The sequence below is a fragment of the Camelimonas fluminis genome (genome assembly GCF_014656355.1).
Classification (GTDB): Bacteria; Pseudomonadota; Alphaproteobacteria; order Rhizobiales; family Beijerinckiaceae; genus Camelimonas; species Camelimonas fluminis.
This window is the reverse complement of sequence record NZ_BNCG01000002.1, coordinates 108385-130999: the sequence shown is the minus strand read 5'-3', so window position 1 is coordinate 130999 and position 22615 is coordinate 108385. Positions and strand designations below refer to the sequence as shown.

The window sequence follows — 22615 nt, the reverse complement described above, 5'->3', positions numbered from 1 at the left end:
CCTGCCCAGAAACGCAATCCCCCACACAGAGTTCCGTGTGAGGGATATGGCTACCGGGGCAGCGCTGGCGGTGGAGCCTTATCCCGCCAGTGTCGCGCCCAGCGCAGCAGCATCTCGGCGACGGTCATCCCGCAGAGCCCCAGGAAAAACCCCACGGCGCCGGTCACCTCTCCAGATGTCCCGCCCCATGCCGCATACCATTGGGCGGCGACACGGGCGGCCGGCGGCGTGAGGTAACCAGCCGTGATGGCCCCCACGACGGCTGACGTCAGCCGCATGGGCCAAGTGTAGGAGGGATTGACCAGCCCACGGACAAGTCCGCCGCCGAGGCCGGCCGCAACATCAATCGCACGCACCCCCAGCCAATAGGCCAGCAGATCGGGCGGCGGCGCATCAGCCATGACGTCTCCTTATGGGACTTTGTTGGCCCTGCTGCCCGCGTCGGCGGCAGCCGCAAGGTTGGGATCGTTGGTCACCACGCCGATGACGCCGGGGAGCGCCGCCACCTGGGCAACCTTTGCGGCCGGGCGGCTGACCCACCATTGCCAGATCACACCGCCGACCATCCAGGCGACCCCGAGGACGACGGCGAGGTGGTTGGACAATGCGAGCCAGCTCGCCTCATCAGTGACGCCCATGTAAGCCAGCAGCGGTCCCAGTCCGATCAGCGCCTGCCGGATTGGCAGTGTGAGATTGGTGTTCATGCGCCGCCTCCTTTCCGCGCCGCCTCAATGGCCGCATATGCAGCCGCCAGGCTGGTGATCGCCGTGGCGACAGACGTGGGCGGGCTCGCGCAAAACGTGCGGACCACAGCCCGGGCATCCTGGGCGGCCAGTTGGACCTTCGGCGGCGCAAACAGGTCAACGGCAAGCGCCGCCGTCTGCACCTCGACGCAGTAGCTGGCGAGCTTGCTGCTCACCTGCTCGATCTTGGGATCAATCTTGGTTTCGCCTACGACGGCGGCCACGCCAGCCGCGATCTGGCCCCAGGCGGTGGGGTTGTTGACGGACTGGCTGCTTGTGCAAGCGGCAAGCGCCAGCATGCCGATGGCGGCTGCCATCAGTTTGAGGATCTGCATGTTGTCTCCAGGAGGTTTGCGGCGGGACCGCGAGGATCAGGCGACGCCGAGGGCGGCCCAGGTGTTGCGGCCGACAATGCCGTCAGCCGTCAGATGCTCCCGCCGCTGGAACGCGAGCACGGCGTCGAGGGTCCGGCCGCCAAAGTCCTTGTCGACCTTGAGCGATGCGCCGGCTGAATTGAGGAGGGCTTGCAGCGAGGCGACGTCTGGCCCCTTTGCGCCGCGCCGCAGCACCGGCATGCTGCCTACGGGAGGCGTTGCCGGCAGGATCTTGTCAGTGCGGACCAACGCATCATGGAGGGATGCCCGCGTGGCAGGGCCGGCGATGCCATCGGCTGTCAGGCGATTGTCAGACTGCCACGCGCGCACCGCATCCGGGGCATAGCCCAGCACCACCAGAGCCAGCCGCGTGTAGCATGTCAGCCGATCGGCGTAGCCATTGAGCCCGCCGTTGATTCGGCGGGTGATCATCTCGTTGTCGCCCTTGTCTGCATAGGCGTTGAGGCCGCGCGTGTCCCAATACCAGATGGCGCTCAGGCCCTCCCACGGGTCCGTGTTGATGCGCTCGGGCTCCGCCTCAAAATCAGGGGCGGCCGGGTCGATCTTGCGCGCCCAGCCCGTGTAATCCCTGTGATTGTAGCGGCCCGTGCATTGGAGTGGGCCGTGCCCCCTGAACCTGTAGCCGTCGCCAGGTTGCGTGTTGCCGAGGTCTGTGCGGCTCTCATAGCGCTTTTGCGCGTCGGTCGGCCCCCATACCTCCCGGTCAAATTTAAACTCGCCGCTCTCGTGCATGATCTGGGCGAGATACGGGACCTCACGGTGCAGGAGGTCGAGGCCAACGCCCGGGCCATATCGCTCCAGCGCCACCATGACGGAGTTGAGGTTGTCCGCATCAGGCGTTCGTCGGCACGCCCTGCGGACCTGTGCTGCGGTCAGCATGGATCACCCATAAAAAAACCGCCCAGAGGGCGGTGAGGTTTAGAAGTCAGTCTGGACAGTTGAGATGCTGGACTGTCTTGATCTAAAAAGCTTTAGCCATGCACGTTTTTGGGGAGTGTTGATAATGCGCTGAGCAAGCCAGTGTCCAATCTCGGCGGAACCGCGTGCGTTCATGTGTATCTCATCGTACAGCAACTCGGAGCGGCCTTCGAATTCCTTTGCGACGTCGAACAATGGAACGCGCATCGCGCGCGCGACACTTCTCATTGCGTTCATAGATTCATCCCACAAAAGCATGCGCTCGGCGAACTGATGCTCCCTGAATGCTTTCTGAAGGACTATATCCGATCCCCATGATGTCCTTCGGTGAAATGTCGCGAACATGGGTTCAATGTGAAATGCCCTTAACGTTGTGACAGCTAGCCGTAAAAGTCTTTCTCTATTTTCAGTATTCGGCCGAATCGTCCCTCGCTGCCCCATGTCTGCGGGGCTGTAGGCATACGAAAAAGGATCGCGCCACTCGTGTTTGGTCCAATATGAATCCAAATCAACAATGCAGTCTGAATCGATAACGCCATTCATTATGACGACTTGTTTTGGTTTCAGATTTAGTATTTTTGAAGTTATGACGTGTAGAGTGTGAAGCGTTGTTGCCCCTGATACACCTCCGTTGAGTACGCGCATCGGGTTCCCAGCAGCAGTGAAGCTGCGTTCCATCACCCGGCATAACCGCAAATCAGCTTGAACAAATAGATTTTCTACAACTGAGTCCCCCAACACGATGATAGTCGGGGTTCGGCCGTCTTCCTCAAGTGCGGACTCAATAAATCCGTTGGAGTCGGTCGACACCTCGAAGGGGCCTTCCTCTAGTGTGGCATCGGAATAGGCTCGCTGATGCTCCGTTGAGAAGGCGTTCCATTTCTGGCCAGGATGGTGCTCTTTCAGGCGGATCTTTCTCTCTGGTAACGACAATTGTTGCCCCCCCCCACAGACGGTCAGTGACGTCTACCTTTGCTCTAATAAACTTCGGGGAGGATTTGCAAGTCACCGCTGCCACGGCCAGTCATCGACCTGCTGCGTCGTGGTGATCGTGTCATCTGCAATCGCAGCCGCCACATCCGCCTCAGATGCAAAGCATGCCTGCACATGGGCCGCCACCGCTGTCGCCAAGGCGGTAACCGTCGCCGCGTCCAGATCGACAAACTCGGCTCCTGACTTGTATTTGATCGTCACGCCGGGGTTTGTCTGCACATAGGCATGAGCGCCGGTGATGAGGCTCTGGCTCTCGCGATCCGTAGCGACGGGCACGCCGCTAACGGTGATCCCACCCGTCTCCACACGCCAGCGCTTGTCGGCTGCGTAAGCCAGCAGGTCAGCCTTGCTCGCAGCTGGAGCGGGTGGCGGCGGTGACCACTGGCCATCGCCGACTGACCAGCCTGCCACAACCTCCGCAGGGCACGGCAAGATGCTGGCCGCGATATCCACGTGATATGCCTCAGATGGGCCGATCCCTGCCGGCAGATTGATGATCTCGACGGCGACGCCGCCGTCAACACGTGCGTAGCTCTGCATGTCGCCCTCAAAACTCGATGATTACCAGTCCATTCGACCCCGGCTTGCCGCTGTATCCACCCGCTGCGCCGCCCCCCCCGCCGCCGGGGAAAGACGCCCCCGTGCCTTGTGTGACGGTGATGGCCGAGTTGGTGGTGCCATAAGAACCACCGCCGCCTGTGCCAGTCGATGTGGACCCGATCGCCGCTGCGTTGGCGGCCATCATACCGTCTACGCCCCAGCCGGCTCCGGAGCTCGTGCCTAGCGTCGCAGATGCGGTGCCATAGGAGGTCCCTGAACCGCCATTGCCCCCACCGCCGCCGGTTGCCGTGGCAAGCGCACCAACCGAACTTGAACCGCCAGCAGCACCATTAAGCGGCGAGCCCGTACCAGTGCCGCCAATTCCGCCAGCGCCTACGGTGATGGGGATCACTTGGCCGGGCGTGACACTGATAGTTGCCTCGCGATATCCACCGCCGTTGCCGCCAGCGGCGCCTGAAGTTGTGGTTGTCGCGCCGCCTCCGCCACCGCCACCGGCCCAAATTCGCACCTTGATCCGGGTGACACCGGTCGGGACCGTCCAGTTTACCGTCCCTGGCGCTGCAAAAACTTGGACGCCCGTTGCTGGGATAAAGACACTCATCAGACCAGATACCTGGAATGAGGTCCCGTCGTAGACAAAATCAAGGATGGCCCCGCTAACGAGGTCATTTGCTGCCAAGGCCGTGCCGTCAGCACGGGTGATGGCCTTTGCCCCCAAACCATTGACGTTGAGGGTTACTGCGCCGGTATTGTTAGCTGAAACCTTGATCCGGATTGGAGCCCCTGTGAGAGCCGCATAGCTGGGCGGAGCCGGATCAAGCGTCACCGTCAGGGCGTTGGCAGTGCCGGCAGCTACCCGATAGTTGAGGGACTGGGAGCGGATGGCCTGGGCGATCTGGGTGGAGACGGCGCCATCCAGAGTCATGCCGGATTTGCTGACCACCGCGCAAAGCTCATCAAGCATCTGCTGATAGCCGTCGCCGTCTGGCCATGATCCCCGCTGGGCAATGCTCATATTGGCGTTGACGTGCGTATCGTCCGGCCCCGGAAATGCAATGGGCGACCACCTTTTCATGCCATGATTCCTTCGATGCTGTAGTGCGCCCAGGTGTGGGAGTGCTTGATGTGCTGGATCAGGCAGACGAGACCGTCCGGCGGAAATGAGCCAAAGCCTTCATTTCCAAAGCCAATTTCGCCAAATGCGATCCACGTCAGGGGTAAATTCGGGGCGATGACCAAAAACTCAAACGCCAGATCCGGGCTGCCAAAACCGGCCTCGCCAAAGCCGGTCCAACCACACTCAAAGGCGTCCCACTCCTCGATCTGGATGTCATAGCCAATGGCGGCGGCGGCGCAGACGATCGCCTGGATGCTGGCGTCGTCGGCCGAGACCAATGCGCCACGCACCGCCTGTCGTCGCGCCTCGAGGCCCGGCGTCTGGCCAAGGCATGGGTCGGGGAGACCGTAGTCATACTCCCAGGATGCGATCCCGCCCTCGTCTGCGGCGGACGGAAACGCCGCGCCAACCGCTCTGGTCAGGCTGGCGTAGGCGACTGCAACGGCGTCAGTCACCACGGCCCAGAGCTTGTGCTGCACGGTCGCGCCAACCGGGGCGCTGGTCTCATCAGTCTGCCAGGCGCGACCGCGCGGCGCGACCGCTATGACTTGTGGCAACAGGGCGTCGCCGGTTGGCGACGACAGGCGATCAATGGGGATGGGAGGGACGCCGCCGAGGATCGCGGGGCAGGTGATGGGAGGCTGTAACGCCGGCCAACGATAGCCGGGCGATGCCGCCGGGACGACAAAGGTGCGGGACGGCATCAGGGCATCCACGTGACGTTGCCAAGCACCGGATACTGGCCGGTGGTCAGCATGATGTCTGCGGTTGGCGCAATCAGGTCATGGCTCTCCAGCCCAATGGCGGACTGGATGGCGGCGCTGATCCACTCCACGTCAAAGCGATCGCCGTCGCTTGGGAGGGCGACGACGGCGCGCTCATCAAACATGTCCTGCAACTCGGCGATGACCTCGGCGCGGATCGCCGTCGTGTCTGGCCGGATATGCACCGACACGTCGATGACACGGGCGGTCGCCTGCAACACGTAGACGGCCGCCGTCGCTGGCCGTTTGGTCGCGATGTGGGCGGCGACCGCCTCCAGGTCCGGTACAGTCGGGATGGCGGCCACGCCAGACCCGGAGAGGATGGGGTAGACAGACACGGCGCCAGCGCCCGGCATCCAGCCGCGGACAAACGCCCGGGCAATGCCAGGGACCTCTGTCGCCCACTCCTTGTAGTCGTTGTCGTTGCCGCCTCGCGTGCGGTTGCGCTTGCGATAGAGGATGCGCCCGCGCAGCAGGTCATCCAGCTCGCCGTCAGCGCCAGCGCCAAGGCCGTCCGGCCCGACCTCGCCAGAATCGGCCAGATCAGGCACGCTTGCCGCCACGCGTATGGCAGCGGCGGCCGGCGTGTTGCCAGCCGCGCCAGCGTCCTCTGCCCGCACTGCAAAGGTGACAGAGTTGCCGATCGCAGTGGACGGGGCCGTCGTCACAAAAAATGCGCCGTCGTTGCGCACCAGGCGGATGCCGGCGGCAAAGGTGACGCCTGGCGTTGCCGCCATGATGACGTTGCCGGTTGCTTGCGCGGCAGGCCGGCGCACGAGGCCGACCTCGTAGGCGTGCAGGTCGAGATAGGCGCGCTCGGCGGTCGAGGTAAAAATCTGCCGGAAAAGGTACTCCGCCCGCAGGTCCACATCGTGGACCGCCATGGAAATCACCTTGCCGATGATGCGCAGATTGTTGGGCCAGATCTCGCCATCGGCGCCGGGGAGGCGGGCGCGAATATAGCCCCAGATTGACCGGGATTTATCGAGGAGAGAGGGGATCGCGAACGGCAAGGATGGCCTCCCACAGCCCGGCGAAGGGGCCGTCGTAGATCACGCGACCCGAAGGGGCGGCGATGCGGACATTGATGGTGATCCGGTTGCGGGCCGGATCCGGGGTCGCGTCAAACCGGACCTCGCCAATCACGCCCTGACGGCGCAATGGCTCGAGCGCCGCAGCAAACCGGGCTGCGATCTGGCTGGCGTTTGCTGCGTCGGCCGGCCAGCGGAATCGTTCCCACACCGTATTGCCGAGCGCCGCTTCGCCGCGCGCGGCGTCAACGTCAAAGCCGTCGCCGGGCCAGCCGCGCAGGTCGATCTGGTCGCCGTCATCCTGATCAACCGCGCCTCGCGCATCGGTCATCAGGCAGAGCGCGATCGCCGTGGCCAAGGTCTGGCCGGCGCACAGACCGAGCGGGTTGTGTTGGTCGCTGGGGCCGGCAAGGGCAAAATCGGCGCGATCGGCGCCGAGCACCGGATCTGCGATCAACACAAGATCCGGCGATGACGGCGCGGCGTTGCCGGCCGGGTCAATGATGCGGGTCATAGGCGGGCAAACACCGTGCTTGAGGGGCCGCTCTCGGTCAGGACACGGACATAGGAGCCCGAGCCATCGCCGCCGACGCGGGTCTGCCCGGCCTTGGCGCCGACGACAGTGTTGCCGGCCTCGCTCACCAGGGCGGAGCCGCCATCGCCGGAGAGGCGCAGGGCATTGCCCTTGTGGTCATAGAGCGTCGCGCCGCCGGCCTGCTGGTTTTTGACGCGCAGGCTCGGATCCTCGATGCCGATGCAGGACGGCATGTCGCGCCGCCCGTACAAAAACACGACGATGCCGATAGCGCCCACGGGTGGGTGGGTAGTGAGGCCATGCCCCTGGATGCGGACGGCGTCCTCAATCTCCTCGCCCGCCTGCGTCCGGCCGCTGATGAGCTGCAGGTCGCCGTCGTCACGGACAGACGTGATCTCGATGCGGATCATGGGCCATCCATGTTGAGGTAAGGCTCGGGATCGACAAAATCCCAGGCGGATTCGGATCGCTGGGACGCGCCCTTTTTGGCTTGCTCGCCAAACGAGCCGGGGTCGCGCAGCTCGAGGATGGCGGTTTTGCCGACTTTGTCCTCTTTGTCCCAGCGCAGGACGACGCTGGATATCGCCATGTCGCCCTCGATGCGCAGCTCATCCCAGGCGTCGACGGCGATGATGTAGCCGGGCTGCCAGTGCTTGCCGTCGTCGGCGCGCCAGCCGGGCGCGATCATGGTGGCGGTCGCCGACGCCGCGCCAGCGCGTTGCTGGTCATAGCCAGCCCGCTTGCGCAAACGCTGCGCATCCGCTTCGCCCTCGTGGTTGATGACTTGCGGACGGTAGCGTTTGACGGCGGCGTTTTTGGTGATGCCTTCTGAGCGCAGATCAGCCTTGCCGTGCTTGCGTGCGGACTGGCCGCGCACACGGGTCTCGCTAAATTTGTTGCGCTCGCTCAGGGTGGCGTTGGGCGCTGCAATGACGTTGCCGGGCAGAGCCAACACGCCGGAGTGCCGGCCGCGAACCCCCTTGAACAGCACCTGATCGCCGTTGGCGTCGTCGGTGATGTACGCGCCCTGCGATCTGGCATAGCGCTCCATCAACTCAAACACCGTTTCGCCGGGGACGGTGGTCACCTTGTCGATCGGATCAAACGCGCCCTCGGCTTTGATTTTGGCGGCAAAGCCGTCGCCGTCGCCCTTGGCCAGCTCGTCGGCTGCCTCGTGCAGCTTTTTTTGTTTGACGCTGCCGGTTTTGTGGACGCATGAGCACTCGGCCAGATCGCAGGTGTTGCTCTCGATCGACAGGGTGATCTCGCGGCCATCCTTGATCGCCGCGCTGCTGTAGTCCCGCACAATGCCGGTGAGCACGGGGTCGCCGTCATCGGTGATTTTGATCTTTGCGCCGGGCGGGGCAACAAAGCGACGATCACGCTCCACCATGGTGATGGAGGCTTTGCGCACGCCCTCGGTCGCTCCATAGCTCAATGTGAGGCGCAGCACGCCATCGAGGGGCGCGCCGTCCGCCTCGATAACAACTGACTCGTCAGCCATTGCGGCTCCTATGGGGCGATTGCCTCAATGATCGTCGGCATGAATGCCGGGGTGGCGATGCGGTTGCGGGCGACAAGCTCGCCGGCGCGGGTGGTGTCGCCATAGATCTGCCAGGCCAGTAGCGTGGCGGGCAGGGAGCGTGTGGACTCGACGCGGATGATCCGCTTGAGCCCGGCGGCCTGATCCAGCAGATGGCCTGATGCGTCGCCCCATGCCTTGGCGACCAGCCCGTAACTGACCTGATCCAGCGCGCCGGTATCGAGCAGCGGCGCAAACAACGCGGTCAGTCCCGCCCGGGCGTGCAGGGCGTCATCGCGTGTGGCGTATGTCGTCGCCATCACCCGGCGGGCATAGGCGACGCAGGCCAGAGCGCGGAGCGCATCGCGCACCGCCGCCGCAGTTTTCCCCGCCAGCTGGCGCGATAGAGCGCGGGGGGCAGGCCCGGGCGGTGAGGGCGTCGGCAGCACAATGGCCTGATCGGCCACCGGCGGGCGTTGCGGAGCCGCGGCGATGTCGGTGGCTGAGATATCGGCGGCGCAGTCGACCAGCAACTGCGCTGCCTCAGGATCAGGGGAGACGCGCACCGCGTCGACCACCTTGGCCATGGCGTTGGACAGGATATGACCACGATCCGGGTCCGACAGGTCCACACCGACAAAACCCGGCATGGCGGCGGCGACAGCCTTGCGCACGTCGCCGTCGACAAAACGCGCCGCGCGGCTTTGCAGCGCTGCGCCGATCGCCGCCGCCGTCGCCAGCCAGGCAAGGCGGGCGCGGGCCGTATCCAGCTGCATCATGACAGGGCGCTCCCAAGCGCGGAGGTGAGGGCGGCAAAGCCGCTGGCAACGGCGGCCGGGGCCAGCAGCGGAGAGACGCCAAGCATGGCTGGCGGCTCATCGGCAAAGCTGATCTCAAAGGCAACAAATCCAATCTTGTCGCGCTCCTGCGCGCGCTCCCATTCAAGCGGCCAGGCCATGCGCGGGGGCGCATGGGGCAGTGAGAGCAGGCCAACGCCGGATTCGCACGCCCCCCAGAGCGCGTAGCTGTTGGGTTTGACGCCGGCCATCTCCGCCACATAGCAGAGCAGCCGGGCGCGCGATGCCTTCAGGCCGCGATCCTGCGTCACCCAATCGTTGGCGCCAGCCAGCTCATGGATGGCGACGGCGCGAGATCCGGATGTGACCTCGCGCTCGATGTGAAATGGCACGCCGGCAAACGACGCCGGTGACAGTTCGTCCAGCGCCGTCATGGGCGTGATCCCTATTTTTCATATTGCGGCATCGAGGTTGAGGAGGATTTTCCGGCCCGGACCTCGCCCCGCAGCTGCATCATTGCCTGATTTTGCTGCGCGAGCGCTCGGACAACCTGCCCGTCATCAATCGTAATGGTGAACTGGCCGGTGCCCGTGACCTCTGCCGACCCGGTCAGCTCTGCTTTGACCTGATCGGGCTTGACGGTCGCCTCGATTTTGCCGTTGCCGAGCACCGAGTTGATGTCCTGATGGGTCTTTCCCCCGGCATCTGGGATGTTGACAAACCTATGCCCTGTCGGCGTTTTTCCGCCATCCAGCCCACCGATACCCCAGCGAGAGAATGTCGGATTAAGCGGACCGCCCGGCGCTGAGGATATGCCGTTGGCTCCGGTGCCGATCGGCGTAAAGGCGCGGCGCTGGTTGCCCCATTTGTCCTGGGCAGCGAGGGCGCTGGCGACTGCAAGAGCTGCGTCCGGTAGGTCCATCTTGCGCTGCAACTCGGCGATCTGCTGATCGCGATTGCGGCGGCGGTGCTGATTGATCGCACCGCGCGTGCCCAAGGCTGCGTCCTCTGTCGCCGCGCGTTGTCGGAGGTCATCTATCTCCGCCTGCGCCGCTTGCCGTGCGGTTGCCGCCTGGACTCGCAGGGCTGCGTCCTGTCCGGCTGGGCCAAGCGGGCGGACCCCCGCTCTGGTCAGTTGGCCAGTGGGGTCAAGCTTTGACTCGCGCTCTTTGAGCTTGGCTTGCATGGCGTCGTACTGCGCCTGTGTCATGCGCGTGCCATCGGGGAGCCGGAAATCTCGGCGGGCATCAAGTGATTCTTGCGGCGTCCCGAGCTTGCCCTCCAGCACATCGCTGATGTGATCCATCGCTGGCACGACTACCTTGGACAAGCTCTGGCCGATGTTGCCCGCCATGCGATCAAATGATGCGCCCATGCGATCCATGGATTGCCGGGTCAGGTCAGCGATCCGCTTGTAGTCGTTTTCGATCGTTCCAGCGGAATCATTGAGGATGGTTTTCGTCAGACTTGCAAGTCGCGGCAGGTTCTTGACCATCGCCTGCATGCCTTCAAGCACCTGCATGTCACCAAACAATTGCGCCATTTTAAATGGGTCGCCTTTGGTCAATTTTTCAGTATTTACAAGCAGAACCTGCAATGCATCGATGCCGTTCTTCGCGCCTTTCTTAATTTCGTCCTCTAAATTGACGCCCATTTTCGCGAAGCGCTTTGATGTGTCTTCTGAGAATGCCTTTTGCGAAACATTTTCCCAGCGGTTTGCCGCTTCGTCGGCGCTGCCAACCGAGTCCCGAATGATCTCCAGCGCCGCGACTGTTTTGGCGAGGCCCACCTCTCCAGATAGGCCAAGTCTCTTGGCCCCGGCACCGACGCTCGGCAGATCCTTGGCCATGTTTCGCAGCTCGTAGCGGCCCTCTTTGCCGCCCTTGGCCATGATATCGTAGGCCCGGCCCAAGGTGTTGGCGGTGAACCCAAACTGCTGGATGGCCGCGATGCCGGCCGATGCAAGATCCTCGGTTGCGCCCCCCGAAGCCTTGGCCGCGCGAACTGTTGCCGGCACGGAACTGGTCGCGGTCTCAAAATCAAGCCCGGCCGCGACGAACTGATCAGCAGCGCCGGCCATATCCTTGGCGACCATCCCCATGGCTGGCCCCTGATCGCGGAAAAGCTTTAGCGCCGCCGCGACCTGCCCAGATGACGCCTCGGCCGTAATGCCCACACGGGTGACAGCCATTTCGAGGTCGGCCCAATTTTCGACGGCTTGCTTGCCAGCGTAGGCCGTAACCGCCGGGCCAATCACTCCCGCCGCCAAAGCCCCGCCGCGCGCAAGCCCCATCGCGCCGAGCCCGGCGCCAGCGCCGGAGCCGCCGCCAGTGGCCATACCCGCCGTACGGGCCAGCGCGTAGTCGCTGCGCCGGAACATCCTTGACGCTTGGGCAGCATGGTGAGCGCTGACGATATCGGCATAAGGCGTAAATTTTGCGCCGCGCATGCTTTTTGCGGCGAAGGACATCTCGCGCATGTCTCGCGCCGCCGCCCGCATACCGCGGGAGCCGCCGAGGGCATTGAGATCCTTGGTCGCGCGCCTGGCATCGGCGGCGGCCCGGGCAAAACCGTCGCCAGTATAGGTGGCCTTGATGCGGGCCTCGGCGGTCATCACCTTGTCGGCCATCCGCATATCCTCTCGTTACCGGCGACGTTTGCGCTTTTCGAAATGCTTGACCGCCTGGCTGTGCCACCAGACCAGATCAGACGGCGTCATCCGATCGACAGAGGCGGCGTCCCATCCGAGTTCAAAGACGAGTTCGGCAGCTCGTTGCTCGGCGCCGGCCCTGCCGCCGGCGCGGAGAAAAAACCGATGATGACATCACCGATGGCGACGCCGTCGCGGGCGCTGCACTGGTCGAGCAATAGCGGCTCAACGCCCTGCACAAGAGCCCGGGCATAGTCGTTGACCACGTCATAGCTGATGCGGCTGATCACAACGCCGTCTTTGCCAAAGGCGCGGGAGTACGGCTCGCCGAACTGGCGCAGCTCGGCAAATGTCGGCTCCCGAAAGCGCAGTTCAGTGACCGCGCCCTTGTGGGTGGTGATCGGTTTGGTGAGTTTGACGACGGCGTCAGCCACGGCGCGGACTCCTTAATATGTATGCGCGTCAGCTGCCGACGCGGCGATAGTTGGCGCGCTGACAGCCAAAGCTGATGTTGGTGATCGCGCCACTGTCGGGGGCATATTGCGGCTCACCGATCGCCTTGGCGGCGGTGTAGAGGTGCGTCACGCCGCGATGCTCCTCGACAAAGGTCACGTCCTGCGGCGTCACCATGTCTGCCGCAGTAAACGTGCCCTCGAGCGGATCCTCGAGATCCAGCTTGATGACCGACGGTTTGGTCTTGGCGGTCTGGTAGACAGTGCCGTCGATGTTGCCCTCGACGGCGGTCTCCAGGCCGACATTGGTCAACTCGGCGGAGGCGCGGGCGGTGTATGACCGCCCGCCGAGCTTGAAACTGCACTCGCCAAAGGTTTGCATCGGGTATCTCCGGGGCGATGTCTGGATAGGGGAGCGGCCGGCTCACGCCGGCGGAGCATCAGGACTGGAACTGGGCGGACGCCTGGACGTTGACCGCCAGCACGTGCAGCGGGTTGACCCGGTCAATGGACATCTCGGCATTGATGCGGGTCGGGTCGCTGGAGCGCTCGACCACCAGCCGCTTGAGCATGCCGTCGATGTCCTCGAGGATGTGCGCCTCGTTGCGCAGCTTGCTGAGCGCGTGGCCAAAGCTGGCGCGCACATCCTTGGGGCGCGACTGGGCCGGGTGATACGGCTCCGTATCGCCGGCCGCCGAGGTGTTGGCGTGGACACCCCAGACATAGTTGGCGGTGTAGCGGACGGTGTAGATGTCGATCAGCGGGTAGTTGATATCGAGATAGTTGATATCGTCCATGCCCTGATCGTCATGCTGATACGTCGTGATCACCCGCTCAAACGTCACCTTGCCGTCAGCCGTGCAGGTCAGCGGCGAGACGCCGTCATAATACAGGGCGTTGCGCTCCGACGTGTCAAAGGCATTGCCGCCGGATCTGGGCGGGTTGAGATCGCGCAAGATGCGGCCGTTGCACGGTCTCGCCAGCCGTTGCGCCTCGGTGAGGGTGGCGCCCAGATCATAATATTCGGCGAGTCCGGCCGTGCATTGAGCCAGGATGGCCCACTTGCTGTCCGGGCTGTCGTACTGGCCGATGAGGATGCGCGCCCGATCGTTCATGGCGCCGCCAGCGGCGGCGAGGGCGCCATACGCATCCTGCCGCGCAAACACGGCCAGGCCGTACTGCATCGACATCGGGTCCCAGCGGGCGGTGACAAAATCACTGAGCGCATCGATGCTGGCGGAATCGTCAAAGACGCAGCCGTACCAGTCGATCTCGGTATCGCCGAGCGCCGCGAGGGCCAAGGCAAGATCCGGCGCGCCTGTGCCGGCGGTGACCGCCCCGACCGTCACGGCGGCGGCGAGCGCCGACGTCTCGTCATAGAGCGCAAAGTCGACGCGGCTATCCGTGCCGGTGATCACGCCCTTGTGCCGGTCGGTGATGGTGACGACGTTGGTTGCTGCCGCCGCGGTGACCGGCGGGGTTATCGCCGTGGGCAGGCCTGACAGATAATAGGGCGACTGGATCGCGGCTGCGATCTTGCCGGCGAGAGTCGCCGTGGTGTCGGCGCCGGCAACCGTAATGCTGCGACGGCGACCATGCACCCACAACGGATACGCCCCAGCTGCTGGCACGCTGTTGACGGTGACCGTCTGCGCCCCTGCCGTACCGGACGGATCAGCTACCGGCAAAAACCACATCTCGTAGACTGCGGACTGACGGCGGGCCAGCAACGCGACCTCGGCAGCGATGGACCCCGTGCCGAACGCCTCGATGGGATTGGACGGCAGACGGATCGGCACGCCGGCTGGCGCTTTGCCGGCGGCGAGCTTGGGCGCGATAAAAAGGATGCGGGACTGGCCCTGATAGGGCCGCTCACCGCTGTTGACCTCCACCCGCATACCGGGGACCCGGAGCGAGGCGGGGATCTGATTAAAGGACACGGCCATGGGCAGCGGCTCCGGTTACTTTTTCGGGGCGGGCGCAGGCGTTGCCGCCGGCTCGCTGTTGGGGTTGGTCGCCTCGACAAGGTCGCCAGCGGCGAGGCGACGGATCAGCCAGGCGTCGCGCGGCAGGCTGTCGCCTCCCGGCGGCAGGACGGCGTAAGCGCGCGCAGGGACGCGCACCCGGCGCTCCGGCGCGGGCTTGACGTAGATCTCCATGGGGGTGCTCCAGCGACGGTCAGCCGATCGGCGTGACCTTGGTGATGTCGACGCCGGTCAGCGGCGTCTGGATGTCGAGGGCCATGGTCGCCTCAAGCGCGGCGGCTGCGGCCTCGATGATCTGGCGGCCGGCGTCGCCGTCCGGCAGCAGCGCTGCGACCTTGCGCGCCCAGGCGGGCGATCCGTAATCACGCGGCATCTGGCAACTGAGGATGATGGCCCGGGCGGCGAGGGGCGAGCCGCCCTCCGACTCGCGGTATGGCTCGCTGCTCTGGTCCGTCACTTTGCTGCGCGCCTGGAAAAAAGCCGCATGAGGTTTGACGATCAGGCGATGCAGGATCTGGCTGCACGTGGTGTCAATCGCGGCCTCGAGCAGCGGATCTGACCACGGCGTGTCCAGAGACACCTCATCGTCATGGCCGACAATCTGCCGGGCCGTAACCTGCAGGATGAGCTGGATGGTCGGCGTGTGTGGCTGGCCGTTGACGGTCGACCCCGGCTGCGACCTCATCTCCTCGGTGTAGATGACAATGGCGATGCGCGGCTCGTCGGCGACAAACTTGTCATATCCGTCGAGGCGACTGTCAAAAACCCTGTCCTGCGCCAGCGTCGGCCACACGCCGCCGATGGAGGCTGGGGGGCAAATGGCGGCGAGGGCGGCGCGGCGCAGGACAAGCTGGGCGAGCATATCTATCCAGACAGGGTAATGCGCAGCCAGGTCTCATCCTGGGCGGCGTCTGACGCCACCTTGAGCACCTGACCATTGCGGACGCGGGTGACCAGATCGCCGACCTTGGGGAGCCAGGGCAGCGAGCCGGACGGCAGCGACAAAATCCAACGATCGGACTGCGCGCCGGGGCGGCGGGCCGTCTCCTCCGCCTCCATCACCGGCGACCGGCCGGCGACGCGGGCCTCCAGCGTCAGGACGCCTGTCGTCTCGACGTCCGGGCCGCGCTCCGGATCTGTGCCGGCGACAACCCTTGCGCCCCGGGCGGGGACCATGGGGCGGATGATCACCGGCTCGCCGCCGTGCCGCAAAAATACGCTGTCGGTTTTGGAGGCGAGCCGGTCAAAGATGGTCACGTCAGAGCGCCGCCAGCTTGACGGGCACGCTGGCGGCGCCAGCGGCGGCGGCGGCCCAGGCGTGGCCGATGGCAGTGTTGCCGCTGGCTGTGGTGGTGACGTTCTTGGCCGCGGCGTCAAAGTAGACCTTGGCGCCGATCGTAATGGCGCCCGCCGCCTTTGGCAGGTCAAAGACGCCATCCGTCGCCGCCTCAAACTCCTCGCCGTTGGCTGCGTCCGTGTAGGCGATGCCTGGCACGAGACCGGACAGGACAAGGTCGCCTGATTTGACGGCAGCCGTCGCCGTCACGGTCATAGAATGACCGCGTTGCACCATGTTTTTCATGGGGTTGCTCCGATGTCGGGATATGTGGTGAGGCGGGCCTTCAGGCGGCCCGGGTCAGATCAGGCGCCGGGGTTTTTGTAAAAACCGCGCCAGTCGATTGCTTTCGCGGCAAAGTCGAGGCGGCCCTTGATCTGGAGGCCGTCGATCTCCCAGCCGGTGCGCTCCTCGGTGTGGACGCCTTCGGCGCCCTCGAGGTAGGCGTACTCGATCGTGTCAATCAGGTCCGGGCTGGCGGCGAGATACCAGGCGTTGCCCGTAAGACGCGCCTCGACCACCAGCTTGAGCGAGTTGGCAAAGACGTTCACGTCGCCAGCCTTGGTGGCGACGATGCTGGCGAGAAACTGCTGGGCCTCCGTCTCTTTGTCCGGGCCGACGATGAGGTATTCGGGGCTGATATTCAGCGGCTCCGCATCAGCCCCAAAGCCCTTTTGCTTGCGCATCGCGGCGCGGCCGGCGTTGAGAGATGTCACCGAGATTGCAGCGCCGGATCCAGCCAAGTTCCCATGATCGGCGTGGAACAGCGCTTTGCCGTCGCCCATCACGGCGTTGCCGGTGAGGATAGCCCAAACCGACTTTGCCTCAGCCTCGGCGGCAGCACGCCCAATCATGGTTGCGAGCCGATCGAAAGCTCCGAGATCGTCGTTGATGAGCGCCTGGCGGGTGATCGGCACGATGCGGCCGTAGGTTGCCAGCGCATACTTTTCCACGCCCTCGGAGAGCGCCGCATACTCGTACTCGCCGCCCTCGCGCACCAGCTTGAGTTCGGGGAGATTGGACAGCTGGACGATGGCGCGCTCACGAAAATCGCTTGCATTGGACTGCCGCGAGAACACGCGCCAATTCTGCGGGGCGGCCGCATAGGCCCCCCGCAACCGCCGGGAAACGACGTTGCCCAGCAGCTCCGGAAAATCAGAGGTCGACATGCCGCCAGCGGCGCGAGACTGCATGCCGAGGATGCGGGCGGCGAGGCTCAGGCGATCAAGGCCGCGCATCCTCGCGCCGGTGGTCTCCTCAAGGTATGTGCGCCCCATCTCCATCAGCGTCATGCCGCGCCACTGGCGGGCTGCATCATCAAGCTGGGTGCTGCCCGGAGCAACGCGGTGCATCAGCGCGTTTTCGACGGCCGCTCGGATCGTGTCGACCTCGTCGGTGAGCACTTGGACGCGGGTATTGATCTGCGTTGCGGTGGCTCGCTCGGCGACGGTGTTGAGCACGATCGTGCGCACGGCGTCGAGCGTGGCGCCAGCGCGGATCTGCTCAGCCGCCCACCCCTGAGGCATGGCGTGGCGCTCGGCGAGCGTGATGATCTCGACGGCGCGGGCGCTGGTATCGTCAGCGATCGGGGCCGGCGCGACGGGGGCCGGAGGCGTAGCGACCGGCGCGGCGCGGGTCTCCGGGGTCGTAGTTTCGGTGGTCTGGCCGTTTGCGGCCGCAGCAGCCTCTGGCATGCTGATCTCCTGAGTTGGGGCCGCAGCCCGCGTAACGGTGAGGGGATAGGTGACAGCGTCGCCGGCGCCGGAGCGCACTTGCGCGCCAGCGTCGGCGGGGACGGTGACAAAGCTGATCTCGTGCGGGGTCCAGCGCTCAACGATGCGCTTTTCAACCTCACCGCGCTTTTCGGCCTCTATGACCCGGGCCTGATCGATGGAGTAACCCACCGACACGTTGCGGATGATGCCCTCGGAGACGAGGCCAAACATCCGGTCGGCGCGCTCATCAATGCCCGCCGCCGGGAAGCGGATTTCGGCGAGCGCCTCGCCGCCGGCAATCCATGCCCGCTCAACCACGGCGACCTGCGACCCTGTCGACCAGGTGGAGTGGCTATCGAGCACCGGGCCACCGGCGTTCATCCGGGTCAGATCCACGGCCCGGGCGCTGACCTCCAGTACCTCGTCAAAGGGCACAGCTGTATCCCACCCGGTCCAGCGCATGCGCCGGACCGAAGCGCCTGTCGAAAACACCACCCGGACGGTGCGCGTCTCGGCATTGACCGCCGATCCGCCGATGGGCAATGCGCGCGTCTGCATCGGCAGCGCGCCTGGAGTTTCAGGCGGCATTGGCTAAGTCCTCATCATCTGTCTGGGGTTTGGCGTCGGACTTGGCCGCGCCCTTGACGCCGCCGGCGCCGCGCCGGGGATCGGCGTCGAGCACAACTTCACGGGCGTCTAGATCCTTGAGCCAGCGCTCGATCTCATCGAGCTGGTCATCGGGGTCGACGCCCCAACTGGCCACAAACTGCGACCAGGTCATGCGACCACTACGGACTGCGAGGATGTCAGCCTGCAAATCCTTGAGCGGGTCGATGGGCTCGACCGCCGGCATGATCCACTCGACTGGATATCCGCCCGCCCGGCGCGGCAACACGCCAGCGTCTTGGGCGGCGTCGACAAACCATTGCCAGATCTTGTCCAGTAGCATCGGCGTCAGCGTCAGCCACTGGAACTGCTCGATCAGCCGCCGGAACTCGATTTTTCCGGCGCGCAGGCTGGAGTAGTTGGCCTGCCTCAGATCGCCGGTGAGCTGGTCGTAGGTGATGCCAGCGCCCGCGGCGAGGGTCATCCAGTTGTTGACTTGCACCGAGTCGAAGGCCAGCGACGACGACGGGGTGACGGCGTTGATGTCCTCATCCTGGTCAAGGTAATTGATCATGCCGGGGGCGAGATTTTCTAACTTCCGACGCCCGGCAGCCGGCGCTGCTGCCCTTGGGTCTGTAACCGTTTGCGCCAGATGTGCGGTGCTGCCAGCAGCGCGCTTGACAAAGACCGTGAGGCAGGCCTCCACCTTGGCCTTTACGATCACCGCCTCCTCGAGGTCGGCGATATCGCGACCCTTGAGCAGCACGGGCGCGACCCAAGGCACGCCACGCGCCTGACCGATTCGATCCTTACGGTAGACGTGCAGCACGTCATTGGCCGGGACCCTGGCCGATGCACCTCGCGCCATGCCCATCATCATGCGCCCGGGATTGTACGGCAGTAGCCAATAACCCGACCGCCCGCCGTCAGCGGCAAAATCAATGCCCTGATCGGTAAGTGGCCCGGTGCGCGACGTGTCCAACTGATCGCCTTCGATCAACTGGAGACGCAAGGGGACCTTGCCGCGCGTATGTCCAGTAGGGCGGCGGCGGATCAGCACCTCGCCGGACTCGATGATCGTGCCCGCCGCAAGGGCGATCAGGCCGTTGATATCGAGCTGCCCCTCGGCGTCGCACTCCTTCGCCCAGTCATTCCAGACGCGGATGGCGCGGCGGGTTGCATCTTTGCTCGCGCTCTTGGCCCCGGTCTTGACCGTTGGCGTGATGCCAGAGCCAACCGCGTGGCTGACAAAGGTGGATTTGATCCGTGGCCCCCACCAGGTATTGCGCATGACATCGCGGCTGCGATTGACGAGACGGGGCAGGCTGCCCCGGATGGCGTCATTGGCGGTGCCGCCCGGCGCGTGCCAGCCCTGGGTGCGGCGCCCAAGCTTTGCCCCCTCGTAGGAGCGCAACTCGGCCAGCACCGATCGGGCATGAGCACGGCGCAGCCCTGCCGCAGGCGAGACCTGCGACACCAGCCAGTCGATAGGATGCATGGATCAATCCCGGTAGTGGACGGCAAATGTCGCCATCTGGCGGGGGGCAGCGGACGGGTTGACCTCGTCCTCCATCATGTCGAGCGTTTCGCGCATCTCCTTGAGCGAGCGGTAGCGGACCTGCCGGCCATCGGCAAAGCGCACCTCAAGCACGCCCTCGGCGATGGCCTTTTTGAGGTTGTCGATATCCGATTGCGACCAGGTGGCCATGGCGTCCTCAGCGGTCAAACCAGTTGCTGCGCGGCGCGATCCAGCCGCCGTCACCCGGATCATCCGGCGGCGGGGGCGGCGGCTCTGGCGATTGTGGTGGCGGCGCGGCTGCCCGCGCCTTGATGGGCTCCGGAGCAAACAAGTCCGGCGTGAGCATGTCGTCAGGCGCCTGACGGGCGCGGGCGAGGGTGCGCCAGTCATCCTCCGACATGGCGGTGAGGCCGAGATGTTCTGCCAGCGCCATGTTGCCGATGCGGCAGTCCAGGTAGTGGTTTTCGCCGCGCTTTGCCCATTTGCGCCCGGTGACCTTACCGCGAACGATAGTGTCCTGCAGGTATTCAGAGGTGATTTGCTTGAAATACACCTCATCGAGCCAGAGGCCGAAGTGACAAAAGCCGGGCGGGTAATCCACCACGCCGTTGTCGCCCATCATCCCCTTGCGCAAATTGTCGTAAAACTCGCGCTTGAGGGGCCAGGTGCCGGTGCGCCATAGCTGCGCGCCGTTTTTTTGTACGCGGCCGTCAAGATCGATATCGACAGGCTTGGCCTGCGAGGAGATGGCCGGGGTCGCCCAGCCATCCTGCCCCTTCATGGCGTAGGCGTTGATGCGGGCGGCGCACCAGGCATAGACCTGATTGGCCCGGCCGCCTGAGGCGTCACCGGCGTCGACGCCAAACGCGTCCGCCTGCATCCGCTGTCCCCAGCGCGTTTCGTAGGTCCGCTCGTACACCTCGGCCAGAGACGCCCATGCGCCGCGCCTATGGTCCGTCGTGTCGCCAGTCAAAAAGCCGACGTCGATGGTCCACGACGCGCGATCCGGCGCCCAGGCAACTACCTCGAAGAAGATGCCCGAGTGCTGTACGTCGCAAAACGCGGTGATCATCAGCGCGCCTGCCGGCACCTTGCCGCGCGGGTAGTCCTCGCGGCGCTCCATCAGCCGCATGTGGTCCGGGGCGTCGCCGCGATAGCGGTACGGCAGGCCGAGCACCAGATTGCTGTAGTCCTTCTCGGCCTTCTCGGTCCCGGCGCGCTGCATGTTGCGCCAGTCCTCGCCCATCGCCTCAAGGCTCATCATCAGCGAGATGTAGGCGTCGAGGTGATAGCCGTGGTGGCGGTCAGGCTCAGTCGCTGTCGGGATCCAGCGTCCGGCGCGCACCATGGCGACCCGCTCCGGCTCGCTGATCAGATGGCCGCAGCCCGCACACACCAGCACCGATTTGTGCGGGTGATCCAGATCGACCAAAAACACCCCGCCTTTGCCAACGGCGGCATCGCCGCTGGCGAGGTCGCGCGTCGAGATCGTCGGCTTGTGCGTCCATGTCTGCTCACATCCGCACTCCGGGCAGGCCAGATGCCAGTAACGCTGATCCGATCGGCGGAATGACCGGTCGATGCGGCAATGGTTGGGGCCTTCGCCCAGCTCGTCGCCGCTGTCCTCCTCGGGCGTCGAGATCTCGAGGATCTTGTAGTCGCGCGTCCGACGGAATGCTGTGAAACGCCCAAAGAACAGTGTCTCCGGGTCGCCAAATCCGGGGATGTCCTGCCATTTGGACATCTCATCCTTGACGCCCTTTTTGACCGTCTTGGACGACAGGTCCATGGCGGCGTTGGCGTTGGCCAGCGCCATGTATCCGCCGACGAATTTTTTCTCGAACGTGGTGCTGCCGACGCCAGAGCGTGACGTCTGCGGCTGGATCACCGGCCCGCGCCGTGGGCGCTGGCGGGCGAGATGGTTGTGCCAGGCGTCGATCAGCGGTCCAAGCTTTTGGCCGTTGAGGTCGCGCAAGGCGTCGAGGCCCGGCACGGCGTAGAGCATGTTGGCCGGCTCGCGGGCGGCGACGTACAGGCACCAGCCAAGAGCGAGGATTGACGCGCCTGTCTGCTGGCTCTTGCGGATAGTCACCAGATTGCACGGGTGATCGTCCGACAGCAGGTCGGCGATCTCCGCCAGATACGGGGCGCCGTCCGGGCTCCACAACTCTCCGGCATTGGGTCCGTCTACCAGGACAAGGTTGCTTGCCAGCCACTGGCTGACAGGCACTGGCGGCTGCGGACGGACGGCGCCGGCGATCGTCTCGGCGATCAGCGCCAGCGCATCCGCATATCCGCTCATTCTGGTTCGTCCGGCTCCGGCTCGTCTGGGTTCGCGCCGCCAGACAGCCCGGCAAGGGCGTCGGCAACGTCAGCGCGCATCTTGGCGGCGATGGTCTTGAGAAGCACCCGCACGCCGTGGGCGCCGTCACGGGCGACTGCGGCGGCGATATCGTCGGCGGCGTTGGGCAACCGGTCGATTGTGCGCGTGATCGTGGTTGCGCACGTCACCGCCGCATCGGCGACGCGGGCGACCTCGACCAGATTGCCTTTCTGGCGCTCCAGATCGATGCGCTTGCGCTCGCCCTCGTAGACCGTCTTTTTCCGCAGGGCCTCATCGTATGAGTCTTCCCCCGGCGGCAGCAGTGAGATGGGCGCTGCCCGCTGCGGCCCTTGCGCCTTTGATGGGTCGGAGGTCCGTTCAAGCAGGCTGTCGTAGTGCGCCACGTTGATGGCGCTCACCCGGCCCAGATGATCGCGCTCAACTTCAAGACCATGCTGCTGGCAGAGCCGCTTGACCTTGGCGGATACGGTGGGCTTGGACACCCCATCGCGGCGTGCGAGATCGGCCAGGGTCATCATCACCGTTCGTGGTGTGTTAGCCCCTGTTTGGTCGATCGTTAGCACCGTTAGCCCTGATTTTTGAGGTGGTTAACTGACGAAATCCCGGGCGCTTCCTGCCCGACCGGACCCCAT

27 protein-coding genes are annotated in these 22615 nt (G+C 64.8%); all 27 read right to left on the bottom strand.

The genetic code is table 11. From position 1 onward, the window contains the following. Positions 1 to 50: 50 nt before the first annotated feature. A complete protein-coding gene (locus tag IE243_RS03985; protein WP_191318058.1) occupies positions 51 to 401 on the bottom strand; it encodes a hypothetical protein in 351 nt (116 codons plus the stop codon). A 9-nt stretch (positions 402 to 410) separates the two neighbouring features. Beyond that, entirely contained in the window at positions 411 to 704 is a 294-nt protein-coding gene (locus IE243_RS03980) for a hypothetical protein (RefSeq protein WP_191318057.1), read from the bottom strand. Then, complete coding sequence (locus IE243_RS03975) at positions 701 to 1078, bottom strand: hypothetical protein (protein WP_191318056.1); 378 nt, start codon at positions 1076 to 1078, stop codon at positions 701 to 703. Before IE243_RS03975 ends, IE243_RS03980 begins: the two co-directional genes overlap by 4 nt. Before the next feature lie 36 nt (positions 1079 to 1114). Then, positions 1115 to 2017: a peptidoglycan-binding protein gene (locus tag IE243_RS03970; RefSeq protein WP_191318055.1), complete on the bottom strand. Its 903-nt coding sequence runs from the start codon at positions 2015 to 2017 to the stop codon at positions 1115 to 1117. A gap of 39 nt (positions 2018 to 2056) precedes the next feature. Next, positions 2057 to 2989 carry an SGNH/GDSL hydrolase family protein gene (locus tag IE243_RS03965; protein WP_191318054.1) on the bottom strand — a complete coding sequence of 311 codons (933 nt, stop codon included), beginning with the start codon at positions 2987 to 2989 and terminating at the stop codon, positions 2057 to 2059. 72 nt (positions 2990 to 3061) lie between these two features. Then, positions 3062 to 3589: a DUF4376 domain-containing protein gene (locus IE243_RS03960; RefSeq protein ID WP_191318053.1), complete on the bottom strand. Its 528-nt coding sequence runs from the start codon at positions 3587 to 3589 to the stop codon at positions 3062 to 3064. Between the two features lie 7 nt (positions 3590 to 3596). Further along, the gene (locus IE243_RS03955) at positions 3597 to 4685 is read right to left on the bottom strand and encodes a glycine-rich domain-containing protein (protein ID WP_191318052.1); all 1089 of its coding nucleotides are present in this window, start codon (positions 4683 to 4685) and stop codon (positions 3597 to 3599) included. Then, on the bottom strand, positions 4682 to 5431 hold the full coding sequence (locus IE243_RS03950) for a putative phage tail protein (RefSeq protein WP_191318051.1): 750 nt from the start codon (positions 5429 to 5431) through the stop codon (positions 4682 to 4684). Before IE243_RS03950 ends, IE243_RS03955 begins: the two co-directional genes overlap by 4 nt. Next, positions 5431 to 6504 (bottom strand): baseplate J/gp47 family protein, encoded by a 1074-nt coding sequence (locus IE243_RS03945; RefSeq protein ID WP_191318050.1) that lies wholly within the window; start codon positions 6502 to 6504, stop codon positions 5431 to 5433. Before IE243_RS03945 ends, IE243_RS03950 begins: the two co-directional genes overlap by 1 nt. After that, positions 6473 to 7036, bottom strand: a complete 564-nt coding sequence (locus IE243_RS03940) for a phage GP46 family protein (protein WP_191318049.1) — start codon at positions 7034 to 7036, stop codon at positions 6473 to 6475. The genes IE243_RS03945 and IE243_RS03940 overlap by 32 nt, the downstream gene beginning before the upstream one ends. Further along, positions 7033 to 7467, bottom strand: a complete 435-nt coding sequence (locus IE243_RS03935; protein ID WP_191318048.1) for a phage baseplate assembly protein domain-containing protein — start codon at positions 7465 to 7467, stop codon at positions 7033 to 7035. The genes IE243_RS03940 and IE243_RS03935 overlap by 4 nt, the downstream gene beginning before the upstream one ends. Beyond that, the gene (locus IE243_RS03930; RefSeq protein ID WP_191318047.1) at positions 7464 to 8561 is read right to left on the bottom strand and encodes a hypothetical protein; all 1098 of its coding nucleotides are present in this window, start codon (positions 8559 to 8561) and stop codon (positions 7464 to 7466) included. Before IE243_RS03930 ends, IE243_RS03935 begins: the two co-directional genes overlap by 4 nt. An 8-nt stretch (positions 8562 to 8569) precedes the next feature. Beyond that, entirely contained in the window at positions 8570 to 9358 is a 789-nt protein-coding gene (locus IE243_RS03925; RefSeq protein ID WP_191318046.1) for a hypothetical protein, read from the bottom strand. Next, positions 9355 to 9810, bottom strand: a complete 456-nt coding sequence (locus IE243_RS03920) for a DNA circularization N-terminal domain-containing protein (protein WP_191318045.1) — start codon at positions 9808 to 9810, stop codon at positions 9355 to 9357. Before IE243_RS03920 ends, IE243_RS03925 begins: the two co-directional genes overlap by 4 nt. Before the next feature lie 11 nt (positions 9811 to 9821). Further along, positions 9822 to 12005: a phage tail tape measure protein gene (locus IE243_RS03915; RefSeq protein WP_191318044.1), complete on the bottom strand. Its 2184-nt coding sequence runs from the start codon at positions 12003 to 12005 to the stop codon at positions 9822 to 9824. 86 nt (positions 12006 to 12091) lie between these two features. Beyond that, positions 12092 to 12460, bottom strand: coding sequence for a phage tail assembly protein (locus IE243_RS03910; protein ID WP_191318043.1), 369 nt, complete (start codon positions 12458 to 12460; stop codon positions 12092 to 12094). Between the two features lie 28 nt (positions 12461 to 12488). After that, on the bottom strand, positions 12489 to 12860 hold the full coding sequence (locus tag IE243_RS03905) for a hypothetical protein (protein ID WP_191318042.1): 372 nt from the start codon (positions 12858 to 12860) through the stop codon (positions 12489 to 12491). 58 nt (positions 12861 to 12918) lie between these two features. Next, a complete protein-coding gene (locus tag IE243_RS03900) occupies positions 12919 to 14424 on the bottom strand; it encodes a hypothetical protein (protein ID WP_191318041.1) in 1506 nt (501 codons plus the stop codon). Positions 14425 to 14439: 15 nt separating this feature from the next. Continuing rightward, positions 14440 to 14637: a DUF2635 domain-containing protein gene (locus IE243_RS03895; RefSeq protein ID WP_191318040.1), complete on the bottom strand. Its 198-nt coding sequence runs from the start codon at positions 14635 to 14637 to the stop codon at positions 14440 to 14442. Positions 14638 to 14656: 19 nt separating this feature from the next. Next, complete coding sequence (locus IE243_RS03890; protein WP_191318039.1) at positions 14657 to 15325, bottom strand: hypothetical protein; 669 nt, start codon at positions 15323 to 15325, stop codon at positions 14657 to 14659. A 2-nt stretch (positions 15326 to 15327) separates the two neighbouring features. Continuing rightward, positions 15328 to 15720 carry a hypothetical protein gene (locus IE243_RS03885; protein ID WP_191318038.1) on the bottom strand — a complete coding sequence of 131 codons (393 nt, stop codon included), beginning with the start codon at positions 15718 to 15720 and terminating at the stop codon, positions 15328 to 15330. Between the two features lies 1 nt (position 15721). After that, on the bottom strand, positions 15722 to 16045 hold the full coding sequence (locus tag IE243_RS03880) for a DUF2190 family protein (protein WP_191318037.1): 324 nt from the start codon (positions 16043 to 16045) through the stop codon (positions 15722 to 15724). Positions 16046 to 16104: 59 nt separating this feature from the next. Beyond that, positions 16105 to 18102 (bottom strand): prohead protease/major capsid protein fusion protein, encoded by a 1998-nt coding sequence (locus IE243_RS03875; RefSeq protein ID WP_191318036.1) that lies wholly within the window; start codon positions 18100 to 18102, stop codon positions 16105 to 16107. Then, positions 18092 to 19618, bottom strand: coding sequence for a phage portal protein (locus IE243_RS03870; RefSeq protein WP_191318035.1), 1527 nt, complete (start codon positions 19616 to 19618; stop codon positions 18092 to 18094). Before IE243_RS03870 ends, IE243_RS03875 begins: the two co-directional genes overlap by 11 nt. Positions 19619 to 19621: 3 nt before the next feature. Continuing rightward, entirely contained in the window at positions 19622 to 19828 is a 207-nt protein-coding gene (locus IE243_RS03865; protein WP_191318034.1) for a phage head-tail joining protein, read from the bottom strand. A gap of 7 nt (positions 19829 to 19835) precedes the next feature. Then, positions 19836 to 21941: a terminase gpA endonuclease subunit gene (locus IE243_RS03860; RefSeq protein ID WP_191318033.1), complete on the bottom strand. Its 2106-nt coding sequence runs from the start codon at positions 21939 to 21941 to the stop codon at positions 19836 to 19838. Further along, complete coding sequence (locus IE243_RS03855; RefSeq protein WP_191318032.1) at positions 21938 to 22501, bottom strand: ArsR family transcriptional regulator; 564 nt, start codon at positions 22499 to 22501, stop codon at positions 21938 to 21940. The genes IE243_RS03860 and IE243_RS03855 overlap by 4 nt, the downstream gene beginning before the upstream one ends. Positions 22502 to 22615 lie beyond the last annotated feature (114 nt).